This window comes from Clavibacter sp. VKM Ac-2872, assembly GCF_015351105.1.
Classification (GTDB): domain Bacteria; phylum Actinomycetota; class Actinomycetes; order Actinomycetales; family Microbacteriaceae; genus Clavibacter.
This window is the reverse complement of record NZ_JADKRR010000001.1, coordinates 2,067,636-2,085,906: the sequence shown is the minus strand read 5'-3', so window position 1 is coordinate 2,085,906 and position 18,271 is coordinate 2,067,636. Positions and strand designations below refer to the sequence as shown.

The 18,271-nt window shown below is 76.2% G+C and carries 18 protein-coding genes; 8 read left to right on the top strand and 10 right to left on the bottom strand.

Annotation, left to right across the window (positions count from 1 at the left end; genetic code table 11):
- Positions 1–56 precede the first annotated feature (56 nt).
- The 3 genes from ITJ40_RS09825 to ITJ40_RS09815 all read right to left on the bottom strand — a co-directional run bounded on the left by ITJ40_RS09825 (position 57) and on the right by ITJ40_RS09815 (position 1,989).
- The gene (locus tag ITJ40_RS09825) at positions 57–659 is read right to left on the bottom strand and encodes a hypothetical protein (protein WP_194666820.1); all 603 of its coding nucleotides are present in this window, start codon (positions 657–659) and stop codon (positions 57–59) included.
- Positions 660–674: 15 nt separating this feature from the next.
- The gene (locus ITJ40_RS09820) at positions 675–1,262 is read right to left on the bottom strand and encodes a hypothetical protein (RefSeq protein ID WP_194666819.1); all 588 of its coding nucleotides are present in this window, start codon (positions 1,260–1,262) and stop codon (positions 675–677) included.
- A 91-nt stretch (positions 1,263–1,353) separates the two neighbouring features.
- Positions 1,354–1,989 (bottom strand): hypothetical protein, encoded by a 636-nt coding sequence (locus ITJ40_RS09815; RefSeq protein WP_194666818.1) that lies wholly within the window; start codon positions 1,987–1,989, stop codon positions 1,354–1,356.
- A 182-nt stretch (positions 1,990–2,171) separates the two neighbouring features.
- Here ITJ40_RS09815 and ITJ40_RS17440 point away from each other — a divergent pair, with 182 nt between their 5' ends.
- Both ITJ40_RS17440 and ITJ40_RS09805 read left to right on the top strand, forming a co-directional pair.
- Complete coding sequence (locus tag ITJ40_RS17440) at positions 2,172–3,278, top strand: XdhC/CoxI family protein (protein WP_194666817.1); 1,107 nt, start codon at positions 2,172–2,174, stop codon at positions 3,276–3,278.
- Positions 3,275–4,561: an APC family permease gene (locus tag ITJ40_RS09805; RefSeq protein ID WP_194666816.1), complete on the top strand. Its 1,287-nt coding sequence runs from the start codon at positions 3,275–3,277 to the stop codon at positions 4,559–4,561. Before ITJ40_RS17440 ends, ITJ40_RS09805 begins: the two co-directional genes overlap by 4 nt.
- A 14-nt stretch (positions 4,562–4,575) precedes the next feature.
- Here the strand turns inward: ITJ40_RS09805 and ITJ40_RS09800 are convergent, their stop codons facing one another.
- Together ITJ40_RS09800 and ITJ40_RS09795 are read right to left on the bottom strand one after the other, a co-directional pair.
- The gene (locus ITJ40_RS09800; protein WP_194666815.1) at positions 4,576–7,437 is read right to left on the bottom strand and encodes a molybdopterin cofactor-binding domain-containing protein; all 2,862 of its coding nucleotides are present in this window, start codon (positions 7,435–7,437) and stop codon (positions 4,576–4,578) included.
- Positions 7,434–8,345 (bottom strand): FAD binding domain-containing protein, encoded by a 912-nt coding sequence (locus ITJ40_RS09795; RefSeq protein ID WP_194666814.1) that lies wholly within the window; start codon positions 8,343–8,345, stop codon positions 7,434–7,436. The genes ITJ40_RS09800 and ITJ40_RS09795 overlap by 4 nt, the downstream gene beginning before the upstream one ends.
- A gap of 177 nt (positions 8,346–8,522) precedes the next feature.
- On the opposite strand from ITJ40_RS09795, the gene ITJ40_RS09790 reads away from it, so the two are divergent.
- The 4 genes from ITJ40_RS09790 to ITJ40_RS09775 all read left to right on the top strand — a co-directional run bounded on the left by ITJ40_RS09790 (position 8,523) and on the right by ITJ40_RS09775 (position 12,481).
- A complete protein-coding gene (locus tag ITJ40_RS09790; RefSeq protein WP_194666813.1) occupies positions 8,523–9,251 on the top strand; it encodes a hypothetical protein in 729 nt (242 codons plus the stop codon).
- Positions 9,248–9,697 (top strand): hypothetical protein, encoded by a 450-nt coding sequence (locus ITJ40_RS09785; RefSeq protein WP_194666812.1) that lies wholly within the window; start codon positions 9,248–9,250, stop codon positions 9,695–9,697. Before ITJ40_RS09790 ends, ITJ40_RS09785 begins: the two co-directional genes overlap by 4 nt.
- A gap of 115 nt (positions 9,698–9,812) precedes the next feature.
- Positions 9,813–11,504, top strand: a complete 1,692-nt coding sequence (locus tag ITJ40_RS09780; protein ID WP_194666811.1) for a stealth family protein — start codon at positions 9,813–9,815, stop codon at positions 11,502–11,504.
- Positions 11,501–12,481: a J domain-containing protein gene (locus ITJ40_RS09775; RefSeq protein WP_194666810.1), complete on the top strand. Its 981-nt coding sequence runs from the start codon at positions 11,501–11,503 to the stop codon at positions 12,479–12,481. Before ITJ40_RS09780 ends, ITJ40_RS09775 begins: the two co-directional genes overlap by 4 nt.
- Before the next feature lie 7 nt (positions 12,482–12,488).
- Here ITJ40_RS09775 and ITJ40_RS09770 read toward each other — a convergent pair whose 3' ends face one another.
- From ITJ40_RS09770 to ITJ40_RS09760, 3 genes are all read right to left on the bottom strand, one after another.
- Positions 12,489–12,746 carry a hypothetical protein gene (locus ITJ40_RS09770; protein WP_194666809.1) on the bottom strand — a complete coding sequence of 86 codons (258 nt, stop codon included), beginning with the start codon at positions 12,744–12,746 and terminating at the stop codon, positions 12,489–12,491.
- A gap of 65 nt (positions 12,747–12,811) precedes the next feature.
- Positions 12,812–13,840 carry a hypothetical protein gene (locus tag ITJ40_RS09765; protein ID WP_194666808.1) on the bottom strand — a complete coding sequence of 343 codons (1,029 nt, stop codon included), beginning with the start codon at positions 13,838–13,840 and terminating at the stop codon, positions 12,812–12,814.
- A gap of 222 nt (positions 13,841–14,062) precedes the next feature.
- Positions 14,063–14,497, bottom strand: coding sequence for a hypothetical protein (locus ITJ40_RS09760; RefSeq protein WP_119403303.1), 435 nt, complete (start codon positions 14,495–14,497; stop codon positions 14,063–14,065).
- A gap of 91 nt (positions 14,498–14,588) precedes the next feature.
- Between ITJ40_RS09760 and ITJ40_RS09755 the strand changes: the two genes are divergently transcribed.
- A complete protein-coding gene (locus ITJ40_RS09755) occupies positions 14,589–15,554 on the top strand; it encodes a 3-methyladenine DNA glycosylase (protein ID WP_194666807.1) in 966 nt (321 codons plus the stop codon).
- Here the strand turns inward: ITJ40_RS09755 and ITJ40_RS09750 are convergent.
- Positions 15,551–15,979 carry an RNA-binding S4 domain-containing protein gene (locus tag ITJ40_RS09750; protein ID WP_194666806.1) on the bottom strand — a complete coding sequence of 143 codons (429 nt, stop codon included), beginning with the start codon at positions 15,977–15,979 and terminating at the stop codon, positions 15,551–15,553. The two genes, ITJ40_RS09755 and ITJ40_RS09750, sit on opposite strands and share 4 nt — an antisense overlap.
- Positions 15,980–16,022: 43 nt before the next feature.
- Here ITJ40_RS09750 and ITJ40_RS09745 point away from each other — a divergent pair, with 43 nt between their 5' ends.
- Positions 16,023–17,516, top strand: a complete 1,494-nt coding sequence (locus ITJ40_RS09745) for an FAD-dependent oxidoreductase (RefSeq protein ID WP_194666805.1) — start codon at positions 16,023–16,025, stop codon at positions 17,514–17,516.
- Here ITJ40_RS09745 and ITJ40_RS09740 read toward each other — a convergent pair.
- Positions 17,513–18,172, bottom strand: coding sequence for a hypothetical protein (locus tag ITJ40_RS09740; protein ID WP_194666804.1), 660 nt, complete (start codon positions 18,170–18,172; stop codon positions 17,513–17,515). The two genes, ITJ40_RS09745 and ITJ40_RS09740, sit on opposite strands and share 4 nt — an antisense overlap.
- Positions 18,173–18,271 lie beyond the last annotated feature (99 nt).

The window sequence follows — 18,271 nt, the reverse complement described above, 5'->3', positions numbered from 1 at the left end:
CCGACACGCCGTGAGGCGCGGCGGCGCTCAGGAAGCGGTGACCCTTCTCGGCGTCGTCAGGTCGGGGGCCGCCGGGTCGGTCCCGCGCCGGCGCCTCCCGGCGAGTCCGCATGGAGCAGCGGCTGGAGGAGCTCGTCGATGCGGGCGACCCGACGGCGCCGGACGAGGGCCAGACCGGCGACGGCCACGGCGATCACCGCGGGCAGGGTCCAGGCGAGGGGCGGCCCGCCGAGCACGCCCACGGCCACGGCGCCGCCGAGGAGCGCCGCGGCGACGAGCATCGCCCACGGTCCGCCGAGCTGGTCGTAGACCTCGCGGCGGCGGAGCAGCAGGAACCGCCACGAGTCCGCGTCGGCGTCCGCGGGGAGCCGGCCGTCGTCGATCGCCTCGGAGACGTCGACCCCGCGCGTCCGGGACGGGGTGCCGCGGCGCCGGAGGGAGAGGGCCCCCGTGAGGATGAGGCCGACGACGACGCCGACCGTGAGCGTCCCCAGGATGCGCTCGGGGCTCACATCCTGGCCGAGCACGACGGACCAGTACGTCCGGATCACGGCGTAGGCGACGGCGACGCCCATCGCGGGCACGACCGCGGGCGCGTCGGCGAGTCGGCGTCGGGCGCGCCGCAGCCTGCCGTGCGCGGGGCGTGCGGTGCCGGTCACGGTGTTGGGCGCGGATCAGGCGCCGGCGGGGCGCGTCGGGATGGCGGCGGCGGGGTCCGTGGCGGATCCGCGGGACGCGTCACGCTCGCGGAGCTGGCTCAGGAGGTCGTCGATGCGGGGGATCGTGCGGCGCGCCTGGATCACGCTCACGGTGCCGAGGGCGAGGAAGACGACCACGATGATCCACCCGGCGGACGAGCCGGGGGCGAGGACGATCGCCGCCCCGCCCATCGCGACCAGCACCGCGACGAGCACGGGCATGAGCCACATCGACCGGCGGAACTGCCGGCGCCGCCACTCGAGGGCGGGGATCCACGCGGCGGGGTCGGCGTCGCGCGGGAGCTGGCGCGTCCTCACGGCGGTGGTCACCTCGGCCATCGTGTGGGCGCCGCCGCTGCGGCGGCGCTGGCGGGCGACGACGAACGTCATCACGCCGGCGATGAGCAGCGAGCTGACGAGGGTCGCGACCGTGCGGCCGGGTGACAGGGCGTCGTCGAGCAGGAGGGGCCCGAACAGGGTGCGGACGAGGAAGACCGTGAGCGCGAGGACGAGGAAGACGATCCCCAGGGGAGCCCGCTGGAACCGATCGGACAGGGCCTTCATGCGGTGGTGCCCCGGGTGATGCGCGTCGTCGTCGATGTCATGGTCGGCTCCTCGGGGTCGGTCGGGCGCCGATCGTCGGACGCGGAGCACATTATCCAGCAGCCGGGGGAATCCGGTCGTCGGGGGCGGGCGGCGCCCACTCGGCGCGTCGGGCGTCGTCCGCGCGCACCTGCTCCTGCAGCGGGATGAGCAGGGCGTCGACGCCGTCGCGGCGGCGGGAGCGCGAGACGAGGAGCGTCGCGGTGTAGGAGGCGAAGACGGCGAGGAACACGAGGTACGCCGCATCGGGGGCGTCGAACGCGCGCGAGCGCGGCAGGAGCGCCAACGCGACGAGGAGCGCGAGCGTGAGCGGCAGGGCCCACGCCTCCAGCCGGATCTCGCGGCGCCGTCGCTCGAGCGCGCCCTGCCAGGCGATCGGATCGGCCCCTGACGGCAGCTCGCCGTCCTCCGCCGCCTCCGACACCTCGACCTCGCGCGGCGCCCCGGGCCAGCTGAGGCGGCGCATCCAGAGCGCAGCCACCCTCGCGATGCCCACGAGCACCGCGACGAGGCCGCGCAGGATGATCGACCCTAGGCCCTCCGGCGGCCGATCGAGGTCGAGCGCCGTCAGCCACGCGAAGACCAGGACGGCGACGGCGAGCACCTGCACGACCGCGGGCGCGTCGGCCCAGGCGCGGCGGATCCGCCGGTACAGCGGCTGCGGGCGGTCGGGTGCGGTCGATGCCATGGGTCCCCCTCGGACGGCGTCGGATGGTCGCGCGGCACCGGGGGAGGATCCCCCCGGCATCCGTGTCCCACCCTACGCAGGGGCCGTGCGAGGCTTGACGCGGGCGATACCATCGCGCGCCGTCCGGCCGTCGCCCTCCCGCCCGTCCCGCGCCCGCTCGCCGGCGCTCCACCGGAGGTGCCGTGCTCGAGATCGCCGCCGAGGTGCTCGACGCCCTCGCCGACGGCCGCCGCCTCGCCGTCGCGTGCGTCACCGACGTGCTCGGCAGCGCCCCGCGCACGGCGGGCACGGCGATGGCGGTCGACGACCGGGGCCGCGTGATCGGATCCATCTCCGGCGGCTGCGTCGAGGGCGCGGTCGTCGAGGTCGCGGCGGGCGTGCTCGAGGACGGGGTGCCCGCGCTCACGTCGTTCGGCGTCAGCGACGACGACGCGTTCCAGGTCGGCCTCACGTGCGGCGGGCGGATCGGCGTGGTGGTCGTGGAGGTCGCTCCCGCCGGCGACACGCGATCGCCCGTGCCCGCCGCCGTGCGCGCCGCCCTCGAGGACGCCCGCACCGGACGTGCCGCGTCGCTGGCGCTCGTGCTCGACGGACCGGCGGCCGGCACGTGGGTCACCGGCGCGCCCGATCCCGCTGTGGACGCGGTCGTCGGCGCCGACCCCGCCCGGCGGATCCGCGCCGGGCTCACGGCGCGCCTCGCCACCGGCCGATCGGGCACCACGGAGGTCGACTGCGCCGACGGGCCCCTGCGCGTCCTGCACCTCGTGGCCGCCCCGCCGCCCCGGCTGCTGGTCTTCGGCGCCGTCGACTTCTCCGCCGCGCTCGCCGACGCGGCCGCGCTGCTCGGCTACCGCGTGACGGTGTGCGACGCCCGACCCGCCTTCGCGACCCGCGCCCGCTTCCCGTCGGCCCACGAGGTCGTCGCCGAGTGGCCCGACGAGTACCTCGCGCGCACCGCGGTCGACGCCCGCACCGTGATCTGCGTGCTCACCCACGACGACCGCTTCGACGTGCCGCTGCTGGTGGAGGCGCTGCGCCTGCCTGTCGCGTTCGTCGGGGCGATGGGATCCCGCACCACCGACGTGCGCCGCCGCGCGCTGCTCGTGGAGGAGGGCCTGACGGACGCGGAGCTCGCGCGCCTGCGCTCGCCCATCGGCCTCGACATCGGCGCGTCGACGCCCGAGGAGACCGCCGTCTCCATCCTCGCGGAGGTGCTCGCCGCGCGCGCCGGATCCGCGGGCGCGCCGCTGACCACGACTACCGGACCGATCCACGGGGAGCCCGCATGACCGCCGCATCCGCATCCGCCGCGGCGCAGCCCGGCCTCGCCCGCCGCCTCGGCCTCCTCGACGCCACCGTGCTCGGCCTCGGCGCGATGATCGGCGCGGGGATCTTCGCCGTCATGCCCGCGGCGGCCCGCGCGGCGGGCGGCGGCCTCCTCGTCGGCCTCGCGATCGCGGCCGTCGTCGCGTCCTGCAACGCCACCGCGTCCGCGCAGCTCGCCGCCCGCTACCCGTCCTCCGGCGGCTCCTACCTGTACGGCCGGGAGCGGCTCGGGGCGTGGCCGGGCTTCCTCGCGGGCTGGTCGTTCGTCATCGGCAAGACCGCGAGCTGCGCCGCCATGGCGTTGACCTTCGCCGCGTACGCGGTGCCCGCGGCGTGGCAGCGGCCGGTGGCGGCGCTCGCCGTCGTCGCGCTCGCCACGGTCGGCTGCCTCGGCGTGACCCGCACGGCCCGGCTGGCCCGCGTGATCATCGCGGTCGTCCTCGCCGTGATCGCCCTCGTGCTGGTCGCCGGCCTCGTCGCGGGCGGGCCGGCCGCCGCGGGACCGAGCGTCGACGTCGCCGACACCACCCCCTACGGCGTCCTCCAGTCGGCGGGGCTGCTGTTCTTCGCCTTCGCGGGGTACGCGCGCATCGCGACCATGGGGGAGGAGGTGCGGGATCCCGCCCGCACCATCCCGCGCGCGATCCTCCTCGCGCTCGGCGGCGCCCTCGTCGTCTACGCGCTCGTCGCCGTGACGCTCCTCGGGGTGCTCGGGGAGGCGCGGCTCGCCGGATCCACCGCGCCGCTCGCCGACCTCGTGCGCGACGCGGGCTGGGCGTGGGCGGTTCCGGTGGTCGGCGTGGGCGCGGCGGCCGCGTGCCTCGGCGCGCTGCTGGCGCTGCTCGCCGGGATCGGACGCACGTCGCTCGCGATGGCGCGCGAGGGCGACCTGCCGCGATCGCTCGCCGTCGTGCACCCGCGGTACCGGGTGCCGCAGCGGGCCGAGATCGCGGTCGCCGCGGTGGTCGTGGCGCTCGTGCTCACGGTGGACCTCCGCGGCGTCGTCGGCTTCTCGTCCTTCGGCGTGCTCCTGTACTACGTGGTCGCGAACGCCGCGGCCTTCACGCAGGAGCGCGCGGACCGGCGGTACCCGCGGGCGCTGCAGGTGCTCGGCGTCGTCGGCTGCCTGGTGCTCGTGGCGACGCTGCCCGCGACCTCGATCGCGGCGGGTGCGCTCGTGCTGCTGGTCGGCGTGGGCGGGCGAGCGTTCGTCCTCGCGCGCCGGCGTCGCGCCGTCTCCCGCTGACCGCTCCGCGCCCGCTACTCCCGCGTCCCGCGCTCCCCGAGCGTCGTCGGGCTGTCGAACCGCGGCTGCGGACCGCCGCCGTTCAGCAGCCGCCACACGCGGTCGCGCGACATCGGCAGGTCGTGCGGGCGAATCCCGATCGCGTCCCGCACCGCGTTCGCGAGCGCCGGCGCGACCGGGTTGTAGGGCGCCTCGCTCATCGACTTCGCGCCGTGCGGCCCGTTGTCGTCGTGCGTGTCGGCGAACAGCACCTCGGTCACGGGCAGGTCGGCGAGCTGGGGGATGTGGTAGTTCCGCAGCACGTCGGTGAGGATCCGCCCCTCGCCGTCGTGCACGACCTCCTCGAACAGGGCCGTGCCGATCGCCTGGGCCGTGCCGCCCTCCACCTGGCCCCGCAGCTGCGCGGGGTTGAGCACCGTGCCGGCGTCGACGGCCTGCACCGAGCGGAGGATGCGGACCTCGCCGGTCGCGGGATCCACGGCCACCCGGAAGGCGTGCACGTTGAAGGCGAGGGAGCGGAGCGCGCCGTCCTCGTGCGCCGGGGCGGAGAGGCCGTCGGGGCCCACCAGCTCGGCGACGGGGATGGAGACGGAGTCCGCGACGAGCGCGTCCGGCGTGAGCGCGAAGGCCTCTGCGGCCAGCCCCGTCCGCGCCGCGGCCGCCGCGCGCAGCGTCCCGGCGAGCGCGGTCGCGGCCACGTGCACGGCCTTCCCGGCGACGACCGTGCCCGCGGATCCGAACGCGCCCGTGTCGTAGCGCGTGACGTCGGTGTCGGACTGGCGGATGCGGATCCGGTCGGGCGTCGTCCCGAGCGCGGTCGCGGCGAGCTGGGCGTGCACGGTGGTCGTGCCGTTGCCGAACTCGGCCGTGCCCACCGACACCGTCACGACGCCGTCGGCGGCCATCGCCACGGTCACGTCGGCGAAGTGCCCGCGCGGCGGCATGGTCGCGATCATCGCGGCGGCCATGCCCTCGCCCACGAGCCAGCGGTCGCCGTCCGGCACCGGATCCCCGCCGCCGTCCGCCAGCGCCGCCTCCGCGAGGTCGAGGCACTGGTCGAGCCCGTAGCTGCCGCCGAAGCCGAGGTCGGGGCCCTCCGCGTGCGTGATGATCAGCGGGTCGCCCGGCACGACGGCGTTCCGCCGCCGGATCTCGAAGCCAGAGATGCCGAGCTCCCGCGCCAGCTCGTCGAGCGCGGACTCGATGGCGAAGATCACCTGACCGAGGCCGTAGCCGCGGAACGCGCCGGACGGCAGGTTGTTCGTGTAGACGCTCTGCGCGTCCACGCGCTTGGCCGGCGAGCGGTAGAGCGCGATCGACTCGTTGCAGCCGTGGAACATGACGCCGGGCCCGTGGTTGCCGTACGCGCCCGTGTCGCTCAGCACGTCGACGGCGAGCGCCGTGAGGACGCCGTCCGAGGTCGCGCCGACGGTGACGCCCACCCGCATCGGGTGCCGCGCAGGGGAGAGCGTGAACTCGTCCGACCGCGTGAACTCCAGCTGCACCGGGCGCCCGGTGGCGAGCACCGCGAGGGTGACGACGTCCTCGGTGAGGATCTCCTGCTTGCCGCCGAACCCGCCGCCGACGCGCGCGGTGAACACGCGCACCTGATCCGGCGAGAGCTCGAACAGCCGGCAGATCTCGCGCTGCACGAGGAAGGGCACCTGCGAGCTGGTGCGGAGGATCAGGCGGCCCTCCTCCATCCAGCCGACGGTCGCGTGCGTCTCCAGGTGCGTGTGGGCGACACGCTGCGTGGACCACGTGCCGGTCACGACCGCGTCGGCGCGCGCCAGGCCGGCCGCCACGTCGCCGTGCTCGCCGTGCATCTCCGCCACGATGTTGCGCTGCGGGTCGGCGAGGCGCGAGACGGCGGGATCCTTGTCGCCGTGCACCAGGGGAGCGCCCGGCCGCCGGGCCTCCTCCGGGTCGAAGACGGCGGGGAGCACCTCGTACTCGACCCGCACCAGGCGCACGGCGGCCTCCGCGATCCCGACGTCGTCGGCGATCACCGCCGCCACGCGCTGCCCGCGGAACCGCACCACGTCGTCGAACACGCGGCTGTCGTCCGGATCGTCGAAGCGGTCCTCGTGCCGCGCGGACGAGTAGAGCGTGGCGGGGGAGTCGTGGTGCGTGAGGACCGCGTGCACGCCCGGCAGCGCGAGCGCGTCCGTCGTGTCGATGGAGCGGATGCGCGCGTGCGGGTGCGGGCTCCGCACCAGGCTCGCGTGCAGGAGGCCCGGGACCTGGACGTCGAGCGTGTACGGCTCGAGGCCGCTGACGACGCGCTCGCTCGCGGGCGCGTGCAGCGACGTGCCGACGCGACCGGTCTGGGCGCGCTCGGCGGCGCGGGCGTCGTCGGCCGCGGTCGGGGATCCCGTCGTCCGCACCGGCCCCAGCCCCTCGGGTCGCGGCCCGCCGCAGCCGTCCGCGTGCGCGTGGTCGGGGCCGCCGTGCTCCCCGCGGATCGCCTCGTCGATCGCCCGGTACCCGGTGCACCGGCAGAGGCTGCTCTTCATCAGCCGCGGGAGGTCGTCGAGCTCGTCCTCGGCGAGGGAGGCCGCCGTGACGACCATGCCGGGCGTGCAGAACCCGCACTGGAACCCGGCCGCCTCCACGAACCGCTCCTGCACCGGATGCAGGTCCCCCGGGGTCCCGAGCCCGGCCGCCGTCGTGACCTCCCGCCCGGCCGCCCGGAACGCCGGCAGGATGCACGACTGCACGGCCTCGCCGTCGAGGAGCACCGAGCAGGCCCCGCAGTCGCCCGAGTCGCAGCCCTTCTTGACGCTGAACACCTCGTGCGCCCGCAGCCACGTGCGCAGGCTCTGCCCGGGGGCCGGCTCCCCCGGGATCTCGCGGCCGTCGACGTTCATGCTCACGGGCGGGCTCCTGCCGTCGTCGTGGTCGCGGCGCCGGGTGGGGTGCCGCGCTCGCCGGATGCCGGCCCGTCGCCCGAGCCCGCCGCATCGCCGGCCAGCTCCGCGCGGATCTCCTCCGCGAGCAGCGCGCTCACGGCCCGGCGCCAGTCGGCCGCGCCGTGCGCGTCGGTGAACCAGGATCCGATGCCCCGCACGTCGTCGGCGAGCGCCGCGGCGGCCGGGAGCGCGGGGTAGCGCAGCTGCTCGGGCCGGAGGGTGGCGCCGGTCACGGTGAGCGTGAACGCGCCGCCCTCGTCGAGCCGGCCGATCACCACGGACCCGGACCGCCCGATGGGCGACAGCGCGATCTTGCGGAACGCCGTCCGCGCGCGCAGCGACGCCGCCGGCACGTGGATCGAGCGGAGCACGTCGCCCGGTCGGAGCGCGGTGGTGCGGTCGCCGGTCACGAGCTCGGCGACCGGCATCCGCTCGTCCTGCACGGGCGCGTCGGCCGTCGCCGCCCGCCAGATCAGCGCCTCCGCGTCGAGCGCGGACGCGAGCGCCGTCATCGGGCCCGCGGGCAGCGCCGAGCAGATGTTCCCGCCCACGGTCGCCACCCGCCAGACCTTCGTCGACCCGAACAGCGCCGTGCACGCCTGGAGGAAGAGGGGATGCGCTGCCCCGCCATCCCCCGGCGCGATGCCGGCCACCCGGGCGATGGTGCACGTCGCGGCGATCTCCAGCCCGGCGTCCGTGACCACGAGCGGCTCCCAGCCGAGCGCGTGCAGGTCGACGAGACCGGTGAGGTGCGGGTGCGGCTCGGCGAAGATGCCGGATCCGCCCGCGAGCGCGGCGACGCTCGGCCCGAGGGCGGCGAGGTCGTCGCGCGTCCGGGCGGGCACGACGGAGCGGACGGTCGGCTGGTCCATGGGTCTCCTCCCGGGCGTCCCGCGGGACGGTCGCGGATCCGGGGAGCGCGGCCGTGCGTGGGGGTGTGACAGCGATCCTCGCATCCGCCGGGCGCCGCCCCCGCCCGCGCGCCCCCGAGTTGCCGACGTCGGGACGCGCTGCCACGCTCGGGGGGGGGGGGGAGACCCGGGGAGACCATGAGCATCCGCACCACCGCCAGCGCCGCCCGTCCCCGCCGCCGATCCCGCGGCGGATCCGCGCTCGCCGCGACCGGATCCGCGCTCGCCGCGTCCCTGCTCCTCGCCGGCTGCGCACCCGCTCCCGACGGACCGCCCGTACCGCCGTTCGACGCCGTCGCCCTGCCGCCCGAAGCGCCCACCGCGGTCCCGGACCAGCGCGTCGCGGCGGGCGAGGTCGTCGCCCTCGCGAGCGTGGACGCGGACGGCATCGACGGGCCGGTCGTCGCCACCTCCGTGCGGGGCGTCACCGAGGGCCACCCCTCCTACTGGTCCGGCTTCGAGGACGGCGCGCGCTTCGCCGACCGGATCCCGTACTTCGCGTTCGTCCAGACGCGGTGGCTCGAGGGCGAGCGCGCTCCGGCCACCGGTCCGGTGCTCCGCCCCTTCCTCGCCGACGGCACCGAGGTCGACATCATCCAGCGGCAGGTCGGCGGCGTCAGCGCGTCCGCGGAGTGCCCGTACGAGATGCCCGTCCTCCGCCGGGACGACGGCTACGCCGCCGAGGAGCACCTCGAGTGCGTCGTCTACGCCGTGCCGGAAGGCGAGGAGCTCGCCGAGCTGCGCTGGCACGACGTCCCGCGCACCATCCTCGAGACGCCGGATCCCGCGACGCACCCGTTCCTCGCCGCCCCCGTCGTCTGGGAGGTCGACGCCCTGCCCGCGGCCTCCACCGAGGCCGAGGGATGACGCCACCGCGCCGCGCGCGCCGCGAGCTCCGGGTCGCCGCCGTGCTGCTCCTCGTGCAGGGCGTGCTCATGGAGGGCCTGGTCGCCGTGGGGCTCGTCGTCCTGCTCGCGCTCGGGATCCCGCAGGCCGCCATCACGGACCACGCCGAGGTCTTCGCGCTGCCGTACCTCCGCGAGAACCTCTACCCGATGATGGCGATGAGCGGGATCTTCGCCGCCCTCCGCATCACCGCGGCCGTCGGCCTCTGGCGGGACCGGCTCTGGGGGCTCGCCCTCGCCTGCGTGATGTGCGTCGTCACGCTCGTCCTGATGGTGTTCCTGCTGCCCGCCGGGCTCCTCGACGGCGTGCTCTCCGGCACGGCCCTCGTGCTCCTCCTGCACGCGCGGCTCGGACGCGACGCGACGGGCGCGGTGCGCTCCGCGCTGAGCCCCACCGACCGCGCCTGATCCGCCGAGGGCCCCCGAGCGGGGGCGCGCACCCGCGCTCGGTAGAATGATCCGTCGCCACCCGTCGGGTCGGCCGACCGCACCAGGCACACGAGAAGCACCAAGGGGATGATCCATGGCGGGCAGCGCACGGCAGTTCAACGTAGCGCTCGAGCCGACGGTCGATCCGGCCACCAGCGAGGAGGAGTACTCCCGCCAGGACGACGCGGTGGCGCCCGCGCCCGCCACGTGGCCCACCACGCACCACCGCCCGGACGTCGTCATCCGCAAGGGCCTCGCCACGCTGGTCAACCGCACGCTCACGCCGCACCAGGCGCTCGTGACCGACCTCCTCTTCATCCGGGACGCGCTCCTCGCGACCGGCATCGACTTCTGGCTCATCCGCGGCAACGACGAGCGCCCGGTCATCGCCATCGACGTGGCGAACCGCGACACCGTCGTCCGCGCCCTCGTCGCCGCGTGCGCCGACGAGCCCCTGTACGCCAAGACCGTCGACGGCCGCCGCCGCCCGCCGCTGCTCGTTGCCGACGGCCGCCTCACCGACAACCCCGACGCCGGGATCTTCCGCCTCTACCGCCCGCGCATCGAGCCGGCCGGCCTCCTGGCCTACGGCGCGTCCACCGCGGTCGAGCTGCAGTTCTTCCGCTTCGAGGGCGAGAACATCGTCTGGCCGGTCGAGAACTCGCTCACGCGCGAGATCCTCCCCGCGGCCGAGGTCGTGCCCGCCACGGTCGAGATGTACGGCCACGAGTGGAAGACGCTGCGCGGCATGTTCGACGCGCAGGCGTCCGACATCACGTTCGACATCGACATGGTCTTCTCCTGGGTCGACGGCAACGACCCCGAGTTCCAGAAGCGCCGCGCCGAGCGCATGAAGGACGTCGTGGTCGGCGAGGGCGACGACTCCGAGGCCCGCTTCCGCCAGATCGACGAGCTCAAGTACGCGCTCCGCTCCGTGTACCTCTTCGCGCCGTGGGTGCGCCGGATCTTCATCGTCACCGACTCCCCGAAGCCCGCCTGGCTGGCCGAGCACCCCGGCGTCACGTTCGTGCGCAGCGAGGAGTTCTTCACGGACCCCGCCGCGCTGCCCACGCACAACTCGCAGGCCGTCGAGTCGCAGCTCCAGCACATCCCGGGGCTCAGCGAGCACTTCCTCTACTCGAACGACGACATGTTCTTCGGCCGCCCCGTGCAGCCGGGCATGTTCTTCTCGCCCGGCGGGATCACCAAGTTCATCGAGGCGGCCACGCGCATCGGCCTCGGCGACAACGACTCCGACCGCAGCGGGTTCGAGAACTCCGCGCGCGTCAACCGGCGCCTGCTGATGGAGCGCTTCGGCCGCCTCATCACGCGCCACCTCGAGCACGCGGCCACGCCGCTGCGCAAGAGCGTCCTGCTGGAGCTCGAGCGGGAGTTCGCCGAGGACTTCCACCGCACGCAGCTCAGCCGCTTCCGCTCGAGCACCGACATCTCGGTCACCAACTCGCTGTACCACTACTACGCGCAGATGACCGCGCGCGCGGTGCAGCAGGAGAGCGCCAAGGTCACGTACGTCGACACCACGTCGCGCGCGGGGCTGGACCTGCTGCCCGGCCTCCTCAAGCGCCGCTCGCAGGACTTCTTCTGCCTCAACGACGGCTCCTTCCCTGAGGTGCCGGCCGACGAGCGCCAGGCGCGCGTGCAGGACTTCCTCGAGCGGTACTACGGGATCCCCGCGCCGTGGGAGGCGGAGGTCCAGGACACCGCCGACGCCGCGTCGCCCGCCGCTCCCGCCGCTCCCGCGGCTCCCGCCCCTCCCGCCGAGTGAGCCGCGCGGGGAGCCCCGCCGACCGCACGCCGTACGAGGTGCTCGGCGTGGATCCCGCGGGCGACGCCGCCACGCTCCGCGCGGCGTACCGCCGGCTCGTCCGGGCGACGCACCCGGACACGGGCGGGGAGGCGCACCTCTTCCACCAGGTGCAGCGCGCGTGGGAGCTCGTGGGGGACCCGGCCGATCGCGCGGCGTACGACCGCGGGCAGGGCCGGGCGAGCACCGCGGACGACGACCCGCTCGGCCCGGACGACGCCGGGTACGCGCCCGCTCCCGGATCCGGCACCCGCATCGGCGCGTCCGTGCATGGCGTCGCGGGCGCGCTCGCCCGCGCCCACTACCTCGACCGCGTCGCCGCGTGGCAGTCGGTCGCTCCGGGCACCGACCTCGGCGTGGATCCCTGGTCGCCCGAGCTGGTGCGCCGCGCCCCGCGCGACATCCGCTGGCTGCTCGCGAAGGCGCTGGCCGAGGAGGCGACCGCGCGCGCCGCGGCGTCGCTCGGCATGGGCGCCACGATCTTCCACGACGTGCGGCCGCTCGACGGCGCGGGCAAGGTCGACCACGTCGTGCTCGCGCCCGCAGGCCTCTTCGCGCTCAGCTCCGAGGACTGGGGCGCGTCCGTCCAGCTGGTGCGCGGCGAGCTGCAGCCGGTCGCCCCGGATCCCGACGGCGCCCTCGCCCCGGGCGACGCGCCCGTGACCTGGCTCGTCGGCGCCGCGCGCGCCCTCGCCGCCTCGGCGGGCGTGCGGTTCGCCGCCGCGGTGGTCGTCGTGCCGGACGACGCGCTCGCGCATCCCGTCGAGCGGGTCGAGAGGGGCCGCAATCGCGGTGCCCTCGTCGTCCGCCGCTCCGTCCTGCCGCTCGTGCTGCGCGACGGCGTCTCGGAGGAGGGGCGGCTCAGCGTCGCGGATCCCTACGCCGTCCGCGCCCTGCTCCGCGAGCGCCTGACGCTGCTCGGACCCGCCGCGGGCTGACGCCGGATCAGGCGGGCAGGTCGGTGGGCGCGTCGCCCGCGCCGGCTCCCGAGTCGGCCGCGTCCTCGTCGCTGCCGAGCGAGTCGCCGCCGCTGGAGAGGCCGCCGTCGCCGGGCGCCTCGTCGTCGTCGACGTGCTGGATGCTCTCGCCGTCGGGGACGGTGCCGCCGACGCTCGCGTCGGAGTCGCCCTCGCCGGGCACGGCCTGCGTGACGCCGGGGGCGCCCTGGACGGTGGACAGGGGATCGATGTCGGAGTCGCTCATCACTCGACCGTACGCTGCAGCCCGGCGCGCGTCCGGCTCGGCGAGATGGGCGCCCGGACCGCGGCTCAGGCGGCGGGGGAGAGCGGCGAGGCGATCTCGTCGACGCAGCGGGAGAACGCGTCGGCGAGCACCTCGAGCTCCCGGGCATCCGGGCGCGGATCCGGGAAGAGCGCCCGCGCCTCCCCGGCGTCCCGACCGGCGAACACCAGGGCGCGCTCGTGCAGCCGCTTGTCCCCGGCGGAGACGCAGGCCTCGCCCATGGCGCCCAGGTGGTGATCGGCCCGCGCCTCGAGGCCCGCCGCGCGGGCGTGCGCCACCCGCCAGAGGATCGGGGTGCGCGGGTTGTGGAGCGTGGTGCTCGCCACGACGCGGTCGACGGCCGCGTCGAACTCCTCGACGGGGAGGATCGTCCGGTCCAGCCGGGCTTGGGCGCGGATCAGCTGGCAGACCTCGACGGCCGTGGCGGGAGGCGAGCCCGGTGCGGCGGCGGGCGCATCGTCGTCGAGCGCCGCGACGTAGTCGAGCGCCGCGTCGAGCAGCGGGCCGCCGCCCTCGCGGCTGTCCTCGGCCGAGCGCTGCGCGAGCTCGAGCGCCGCGCGCTCGTCGCCGACGGCGACCAGCGTCTTGAGCAGGGAGATGCGGCTGCGCAGCCGCAGCATGAACATGGCGCCCCCGAGCACCGCCGGACTCGCGTCCCGGCCGCGCGCGAGGTCGACCCCCAGGATCTCGTCGCGATCCGGCTGCCGGCCGCTGGACAGCTCGTGGACCTCGCGCAGGAGCGCGATCGCGGCGCGCGGCTGACCGGCGTACCGCAGGAGGTCGGCGTGGTTGATGACGCATTCGACGCCGTACCGGATCGCGTCGGCGTCCGTGCGCAGGAGCCGGTCGGCCGCGGCGATCCCGCGGTCCAGCAGCGCGGACGCCCGCCCGGCCTCGCCCGCCCGGGCCAGCACCAGCGTGAGCGTGTTCAGCGCGAGGAACAGGTGGTCGGGCGTGCGGTCGTCGACGCCGTCGACGTAGCGCCGGGCGTTGTCGACCAGCTCCGAGGTGCGCCACAGCTGCGGGGGCGTGTCGATGAGGGTCTCGTTGATCATGCGGTGGCCGGCCTCTTCCCGTGGGGCGCCGGCAGTCCGGCGCTCGTGTCGCGCCGTCGGGCGCCCCGCGTCCCGACGGCCGTGGGCGGGGTCGCTGGCCGGATCGGGACGGCAAGCCCACGGTAGGCCGCACGCGCCGCGGGGCGCCCGTCCCGTCCACACCCGCGGCCCACGCACGAGCGCGCCGCCCGCGATGCGGACGGCGCGCTCGGAGACGGTGGTTCAGTCGATGCGCTTCAGGCTATCCAGGCGGCCGAGGAGGTCGCGGTCCTGCGCGTCGAGGTCGCCCTCGGCGGCGACGATGCGGATGGCGGCCTCGAAGTCGAGGTCCTGGTCGTCGGCGACGCCCGCGACGTCGGCCACGACCCAGAGGAAGCTGACCAGCTCGGGGAGGATCTCCGACAGCACGGCGTCCGGGAAGATCGCCGCGGCCTGGCGGAACATGCGGTCGGTGGCCGGGCCGCCGAACGCGTGGTCGAGGTCGGCGACGATGCCGTCGTCCTCGTCGAGGTCCGTGGAGATCCAGTTGGCGACGTGCTCGCCGTCGAGGTGGATCGCCGAGATGAAGAGGGGCTCGCCACCCGACTCGCTCTCGACGATCTCGGTGATCGTGTAGCCGGCGACGCCGGGAGGCGTGAGAAGGGAGTCGTCATCCATGCGCTCATGCTATCCGGGCGGGACCTCCGGCGGGCCCGGAGTCCCGCGGTGCCGCGCGGATCCGGGCGTCTCCCGCGGGTAGCCTCGACGGATGACCCCCGCCGCCGACGCCGCGCCCTCCGCGGCCGCGGCCTCGCCGACAGCTGCGGCCGCGAGCGACCTGCCCGCGGTCCTGGATCCCGCCGCCTGGCGCGAGCGCGCGGCCCGCCACGCGGACCGCGCCGACGCCTTCTCCGCGGGCTTCCGCGCGCGCCGCCTCGCCGGACGCACCCACGAGGTCGACGACTTCCTCTTCACCTACTACCCGCACAAGCCGTCGCTCCTGAAGCGCTGGCACCCGGGCGCGGGCGCGGTGCTCCAGGACGCGGCGGGCGACGAGCGCGCGGCGTGGCGCTGGTACCTCCCGGACGCCGACCGGGCAGCCGGCGGCGTGCGGGTCGACGCGGCCGGGTACCTCGAGGCGCGCGGATCCACCGCGTCCTTCATCGAGCGGATCCTCGGCCGCACCGCCGCGCGCCCCGGCCGCTTCTCCTGCTTCGGCCTGCACGAGTGGGCCATGGTCTACAGGGTCGGTCCCGGCGAGCAGCGGCACGAGAGGCTGCCGCTGCGCCTCGGATCCGCCGCCACCGACGAGGTCGTCGAGGCGCACAAGCTCGCGTGCACCCACATCGACGCGTTCCGCTTCTTCACGTCCGAGGCCGTGCCGCGGAACGCGCTCGCCCCCACCCGGGAGACACAGCCTGACCTCGAGCAGCCCGGCTGCCTACATGCCGGGATGGACGTCTACAAGTGGGCGACCAAGCTCGGCCCGCTCGTGCCCGGCGAGCTCCTGCTCGACGCGTTCGAGCTGGCCCGCGACATCCGCTCGCTCGACATGCGCGCGAGCCCGTACGACGTGTCCGGCCTCGGGCTCGAGGCCGTCCGGATCGAGGAGCCCGCGGGCAAGGCGCGGTACGCGGCCGAGCAGCGCGGGTTCGCGGAGCGGTCGAACGCGCTGCGGGCGCGGATCCTGGACGAGCTCGCGCACGCCCGCCGCGTGGCCGCCGCCGGGCTCTAGCGCCCGCGCATCCCCTCGGGGTCGCGCAGCCGCTCGATCTCCCGGCGGTCGCGCTTCGTCGGGCGTCCCGCGCCGCGGTCGCGCACGATCGTGGCCGGCGCGGCGTCGCGCGGCGGCGGCGGGGGAGTGAGGTCGGTCATGGCCTCCGCGGCGATCGCGGGACCCACGCGCTTCACGAGCGTGCGTCGCACCACGAGGATCCGCTCGGCACCGGCCACGCGCACGCGCACCTCGTCGCCCGGCCGCACCGACTGCGACGCCTTCGCGCGCTCGTCGCCGACCCTCACGTGCCCGGCCCGGCAGGCGGCCGTCGCCTGCGACCGGGTCTTGTAGATCCGCACGGCCCAGAGCCAGCTGTCGACCCGGACGGCGGCCTGCGCGGACGGCGCGGCGCCCGCGGGAGGCGGGGCGGCGTCGGACGGCATGCTCCGACCCTAGGCGACGCCTCCCCGGTACGCTGGCCCGAGCATGTCGATCTCCCGCCGCACCCTCCTCACCGCGTCCGTGTCGGGGCTGTCGCTCCTCGGGCTCGCGGCGTGCACGCGGACGACGCCGACGCCCGCGACCCCCACGGCCGTGCCGTCGACGACGCCGGCCCCCACGCCCACCGCGGGCGCGGCCGGCGTCCCGGACCCGGTCGCCTTCGCGCGCTCCGACTGGGCCGGCGATCCCTTCGCGCGCGGATCCGGCAGCTTCCTCCGACCGGGCGCCACGACCGCCGACCGGGAGGCGCTCGCCCGCCCCATCGAGGACCGCGTGTTCTTCGCCGGCGAGGCGACGAGCGCCGACCGCCCCGGCACGGTCGCGGGGGCCCACGCATCGGGGCTCCGCGCGGCGGGCGAGGTCGATCGCGCGGGCGCCGGATCCGAGCGCGTCGCGGTCGTCGGCGCCGGCATCGCGGGCACGGCGGCGGCCCGCGCCCTCCGCGACGCCGGGCACGACGTCGTCCTCGTGGAGGCGCGCGCGGACCTGGGCGGCCGGATCCGGGCGGCCGGCGGAACCGGCTGGCCGCACCCCGCGGAGCTCGGCGCCCTCTGGATCGCTGCCGACCCCGACGACCTGCTGCGCGACGCGCTCGAGGCCGCCGGCATCACGCGCTACGGCCTCGCGCTCGTCGCCGAGGACCGCGGCGCCGACGGGGCCGTGCTGGATCCGTCGAGCGCCGGATCCGACGCCGTCGCCGCCGCGCGCGCCTGGGCCCTCGCGCAGCCGGGCGCCGTGAGCCTCGCCGCCGCCCTCCGCGCGACCGGCGCCGACGCGCTCTCCACCGAGGGCGGCGCCGCCTCGCCCGCCGCCCGCCTCGCCGCGCTCCTCGCGACCGACGTCGCGATCGCCCACGGCGCGGCGCCCGACGAGCTCTCGGGAGCCCGTGGCCTCGACGAGCCGGCGCCCGTCGGCAACGTCGCCGTCACGGGCGGCTTCGCGGGCCTCGTGCAGCACCTGCTGCGCGACCAGGACATCGACGTGCTGCGCGAGTCCACCGTGACCCGCATCGCGTACGGCAACGGCCGGGTGGGGCTGCGGCTCGGATCCGGCGAGTCGCTGTCGGTCGACCGCGTGGTCGTCACCGTGCCGCTCGGCGTGCTGCAGGAGGGCGCGATCGCCTTCGACCCGGCGCTGCCGTCCTCGCACGACGTCGCCATCCGCGCGCTCGGTCCCGGCCGCGCCGACCGCATCTGGCTGCGCTTCGCCGAGCCGTTCTGGTCGACGACGGCCACGGTCTGGACCTCGTCCGACGCGGACGGCCGCTACACCCGCTGGTACAACCTCATGCCGATCTCCGGCGAGCCCGTGCTCATGGCCGAGGTGGGCGCCGCGGCCGCGGAGCGCATCGCGGCCTTGGACGACGACGCGCTGCGGGCGGCCGCGCTGCGCAGCCTCGCGCCGTTCGCGGATCCGGCGCTCCTCGCGACGGGGACGGCGACCCCGGATCCCGGCCCGAGCGCCGAGCCGACCCCCTAGGCCGCGGTGCCCGCCGGGCCGTCGCCGAGCGCGTCGCGTCGGCTCTCGCTGCGCGCCAGGCGACGCCGGGTCTCGGCCATCTCGTACGGCAGCAGCCAGCGGACGAAGCTGCTGAGCACCTGCTGGGCTCCGTCGCGGTCGACTCCGACGAGGTCGATGATGCGCGCCATCGCGTCCTCGTGGGACTCCGCCCGCGCGAGCGTCGCGCCCAGCGCCTCCAGGTCGGCGCCGGCGGCGAGCCGTGCCCGGTCGGCGGAGATCTGCGTCTCGACGGCGCTGCGTTCGGCGGCCGCTCCGAGAGCGGTGACAGCTCCCGGGACGTGTCGCGCGATCATCGCGGCCGTGACCCGCACCTGAAGCGGGTCGGCCGTGCGGATCCCCAGGGCGGGCATCGTCGCGCGCGCCTCGTGCTCGCCGGGCTCCAGGTCGCTCCACTGCGACGTGGCCACGTGGACGGGCACGCGCGTGCTGTCACCCGGATCCAGCGGCACGGCGCCGGGCGTCCCGCCGACGAACGCGAAGTCGATGCCGCGGGCGACGCCGCCGCGCGGCGTCAGGCTGCCGACCGTGTGGAACGACGCGACGGGCACCCAGCGTGCGTCGCCGACGTCGACCACGTCGACCACGAGGGCCTCCGGATCGGGGTCGTCCCGCACCACCGACGGCCAGCGCAGCTCGAGCGCCGGCCCTGCCGCGTCGTCGGGTCAGGCAGCGGAGCGTCCGTCGTCGGTGACCATCCGTCCATGCTGTCACGC

Bases quoted from the DNA above. Each gene is read 5' to 3' on its own strand.
- ITJ40_RS09820 (WP_194666819.1), bottom strand. From the start codon at position 1,262: ATGAAGGCCCTGTCCGATCGGTTCCAGCGGGCTCCCCTGGGGATCGTC.
- ITJ40_RS09815 (WP_194666818.1), bottom strand. From the start codon at position 1,989: ATGGCATCGACCGCACCCGACCGCCCGCAGCCGCTGTACCGGCGGATC.
- ITJ40_RS09805 (WP_194666816.1), top strand. From the start codon at position 3,275: ATGACCGCCGCATCCGCATCCGCCGCGGCGCAGCCCGGCCTCGCCCGC.
- ITJ40_RS09795 (WP_194666814.1), bottom strand. From the start codon at position 8,345: ATGGACCAGCCGACCGTCCGCTCCGTCGTGCCCGCCCGGACGCGCGAC.
- ITJ40_RS09790 (WP_194666813.1), top strand. From the start codon at position 8,523: ATGAGCATCCGCACCACCGCCAGCGCCGCCCGTCCCCGCCGCCGATCC.
- ITJ40_RS09785 (WP_194666812.1), top strand. From the start codon at position 9,248: ATGACGCCACCGCGCCGCGCGCGCCGCGAGCTCCGGGTCGCCGCCGTG.
- ITJ40_RS09780 (WP_194666811.1), top strand. From the start codon at position 9,813: ATGGCGGGCAGCGCACGGCAGTTCAACGTAGCGCTCGAGCCGACGGTC.
- ITJ40_RS09770 (WP_194666809.1), bottom strand. From the start codon at position 12,746: ATGAGCGACTCCGACATCGATCCCCTGTCCACCGTCCAGGGCGCCCCC.
- ITJ40_RS09765 (WP_194666808.1), bottom strand. From the start codon at position 13,840: ATGATCAACGAGACCCTCATCGACACGCCCCCGCAGCTGTGGCGCACC.
- ITJ40_RS09760 (WP_119403303.1), bottom strand. From the start codon at position 14,497: ATGGATGACGACTCCCTTCTCACGCCTCCCGGCGTCGCCGGCTACACG.
- ITJ40_RS09755 (WP_194666807.1), top strand. From the start codon at position 14,589: ATGACCCCCGCCGCCGACGCCGCGCCCTCCGCGGCCGCGGCCTCGCCG.
- ITJ40_RS09750 (WP_194666806.1), bottom strand. From the start codon at position 15,979: ATGCCGTCCGACGCCGCCCCGCCTCCCGCGGGCGCCGCGCCGTCCGCG.
- ITJ40_RS09745 (WP_194666805.1), top strand. From the start codon at position 16,023: ATGTCGATCTCCCGCCGCACCCTCCTCACCGCGTCCGTGTCGGGGCTG.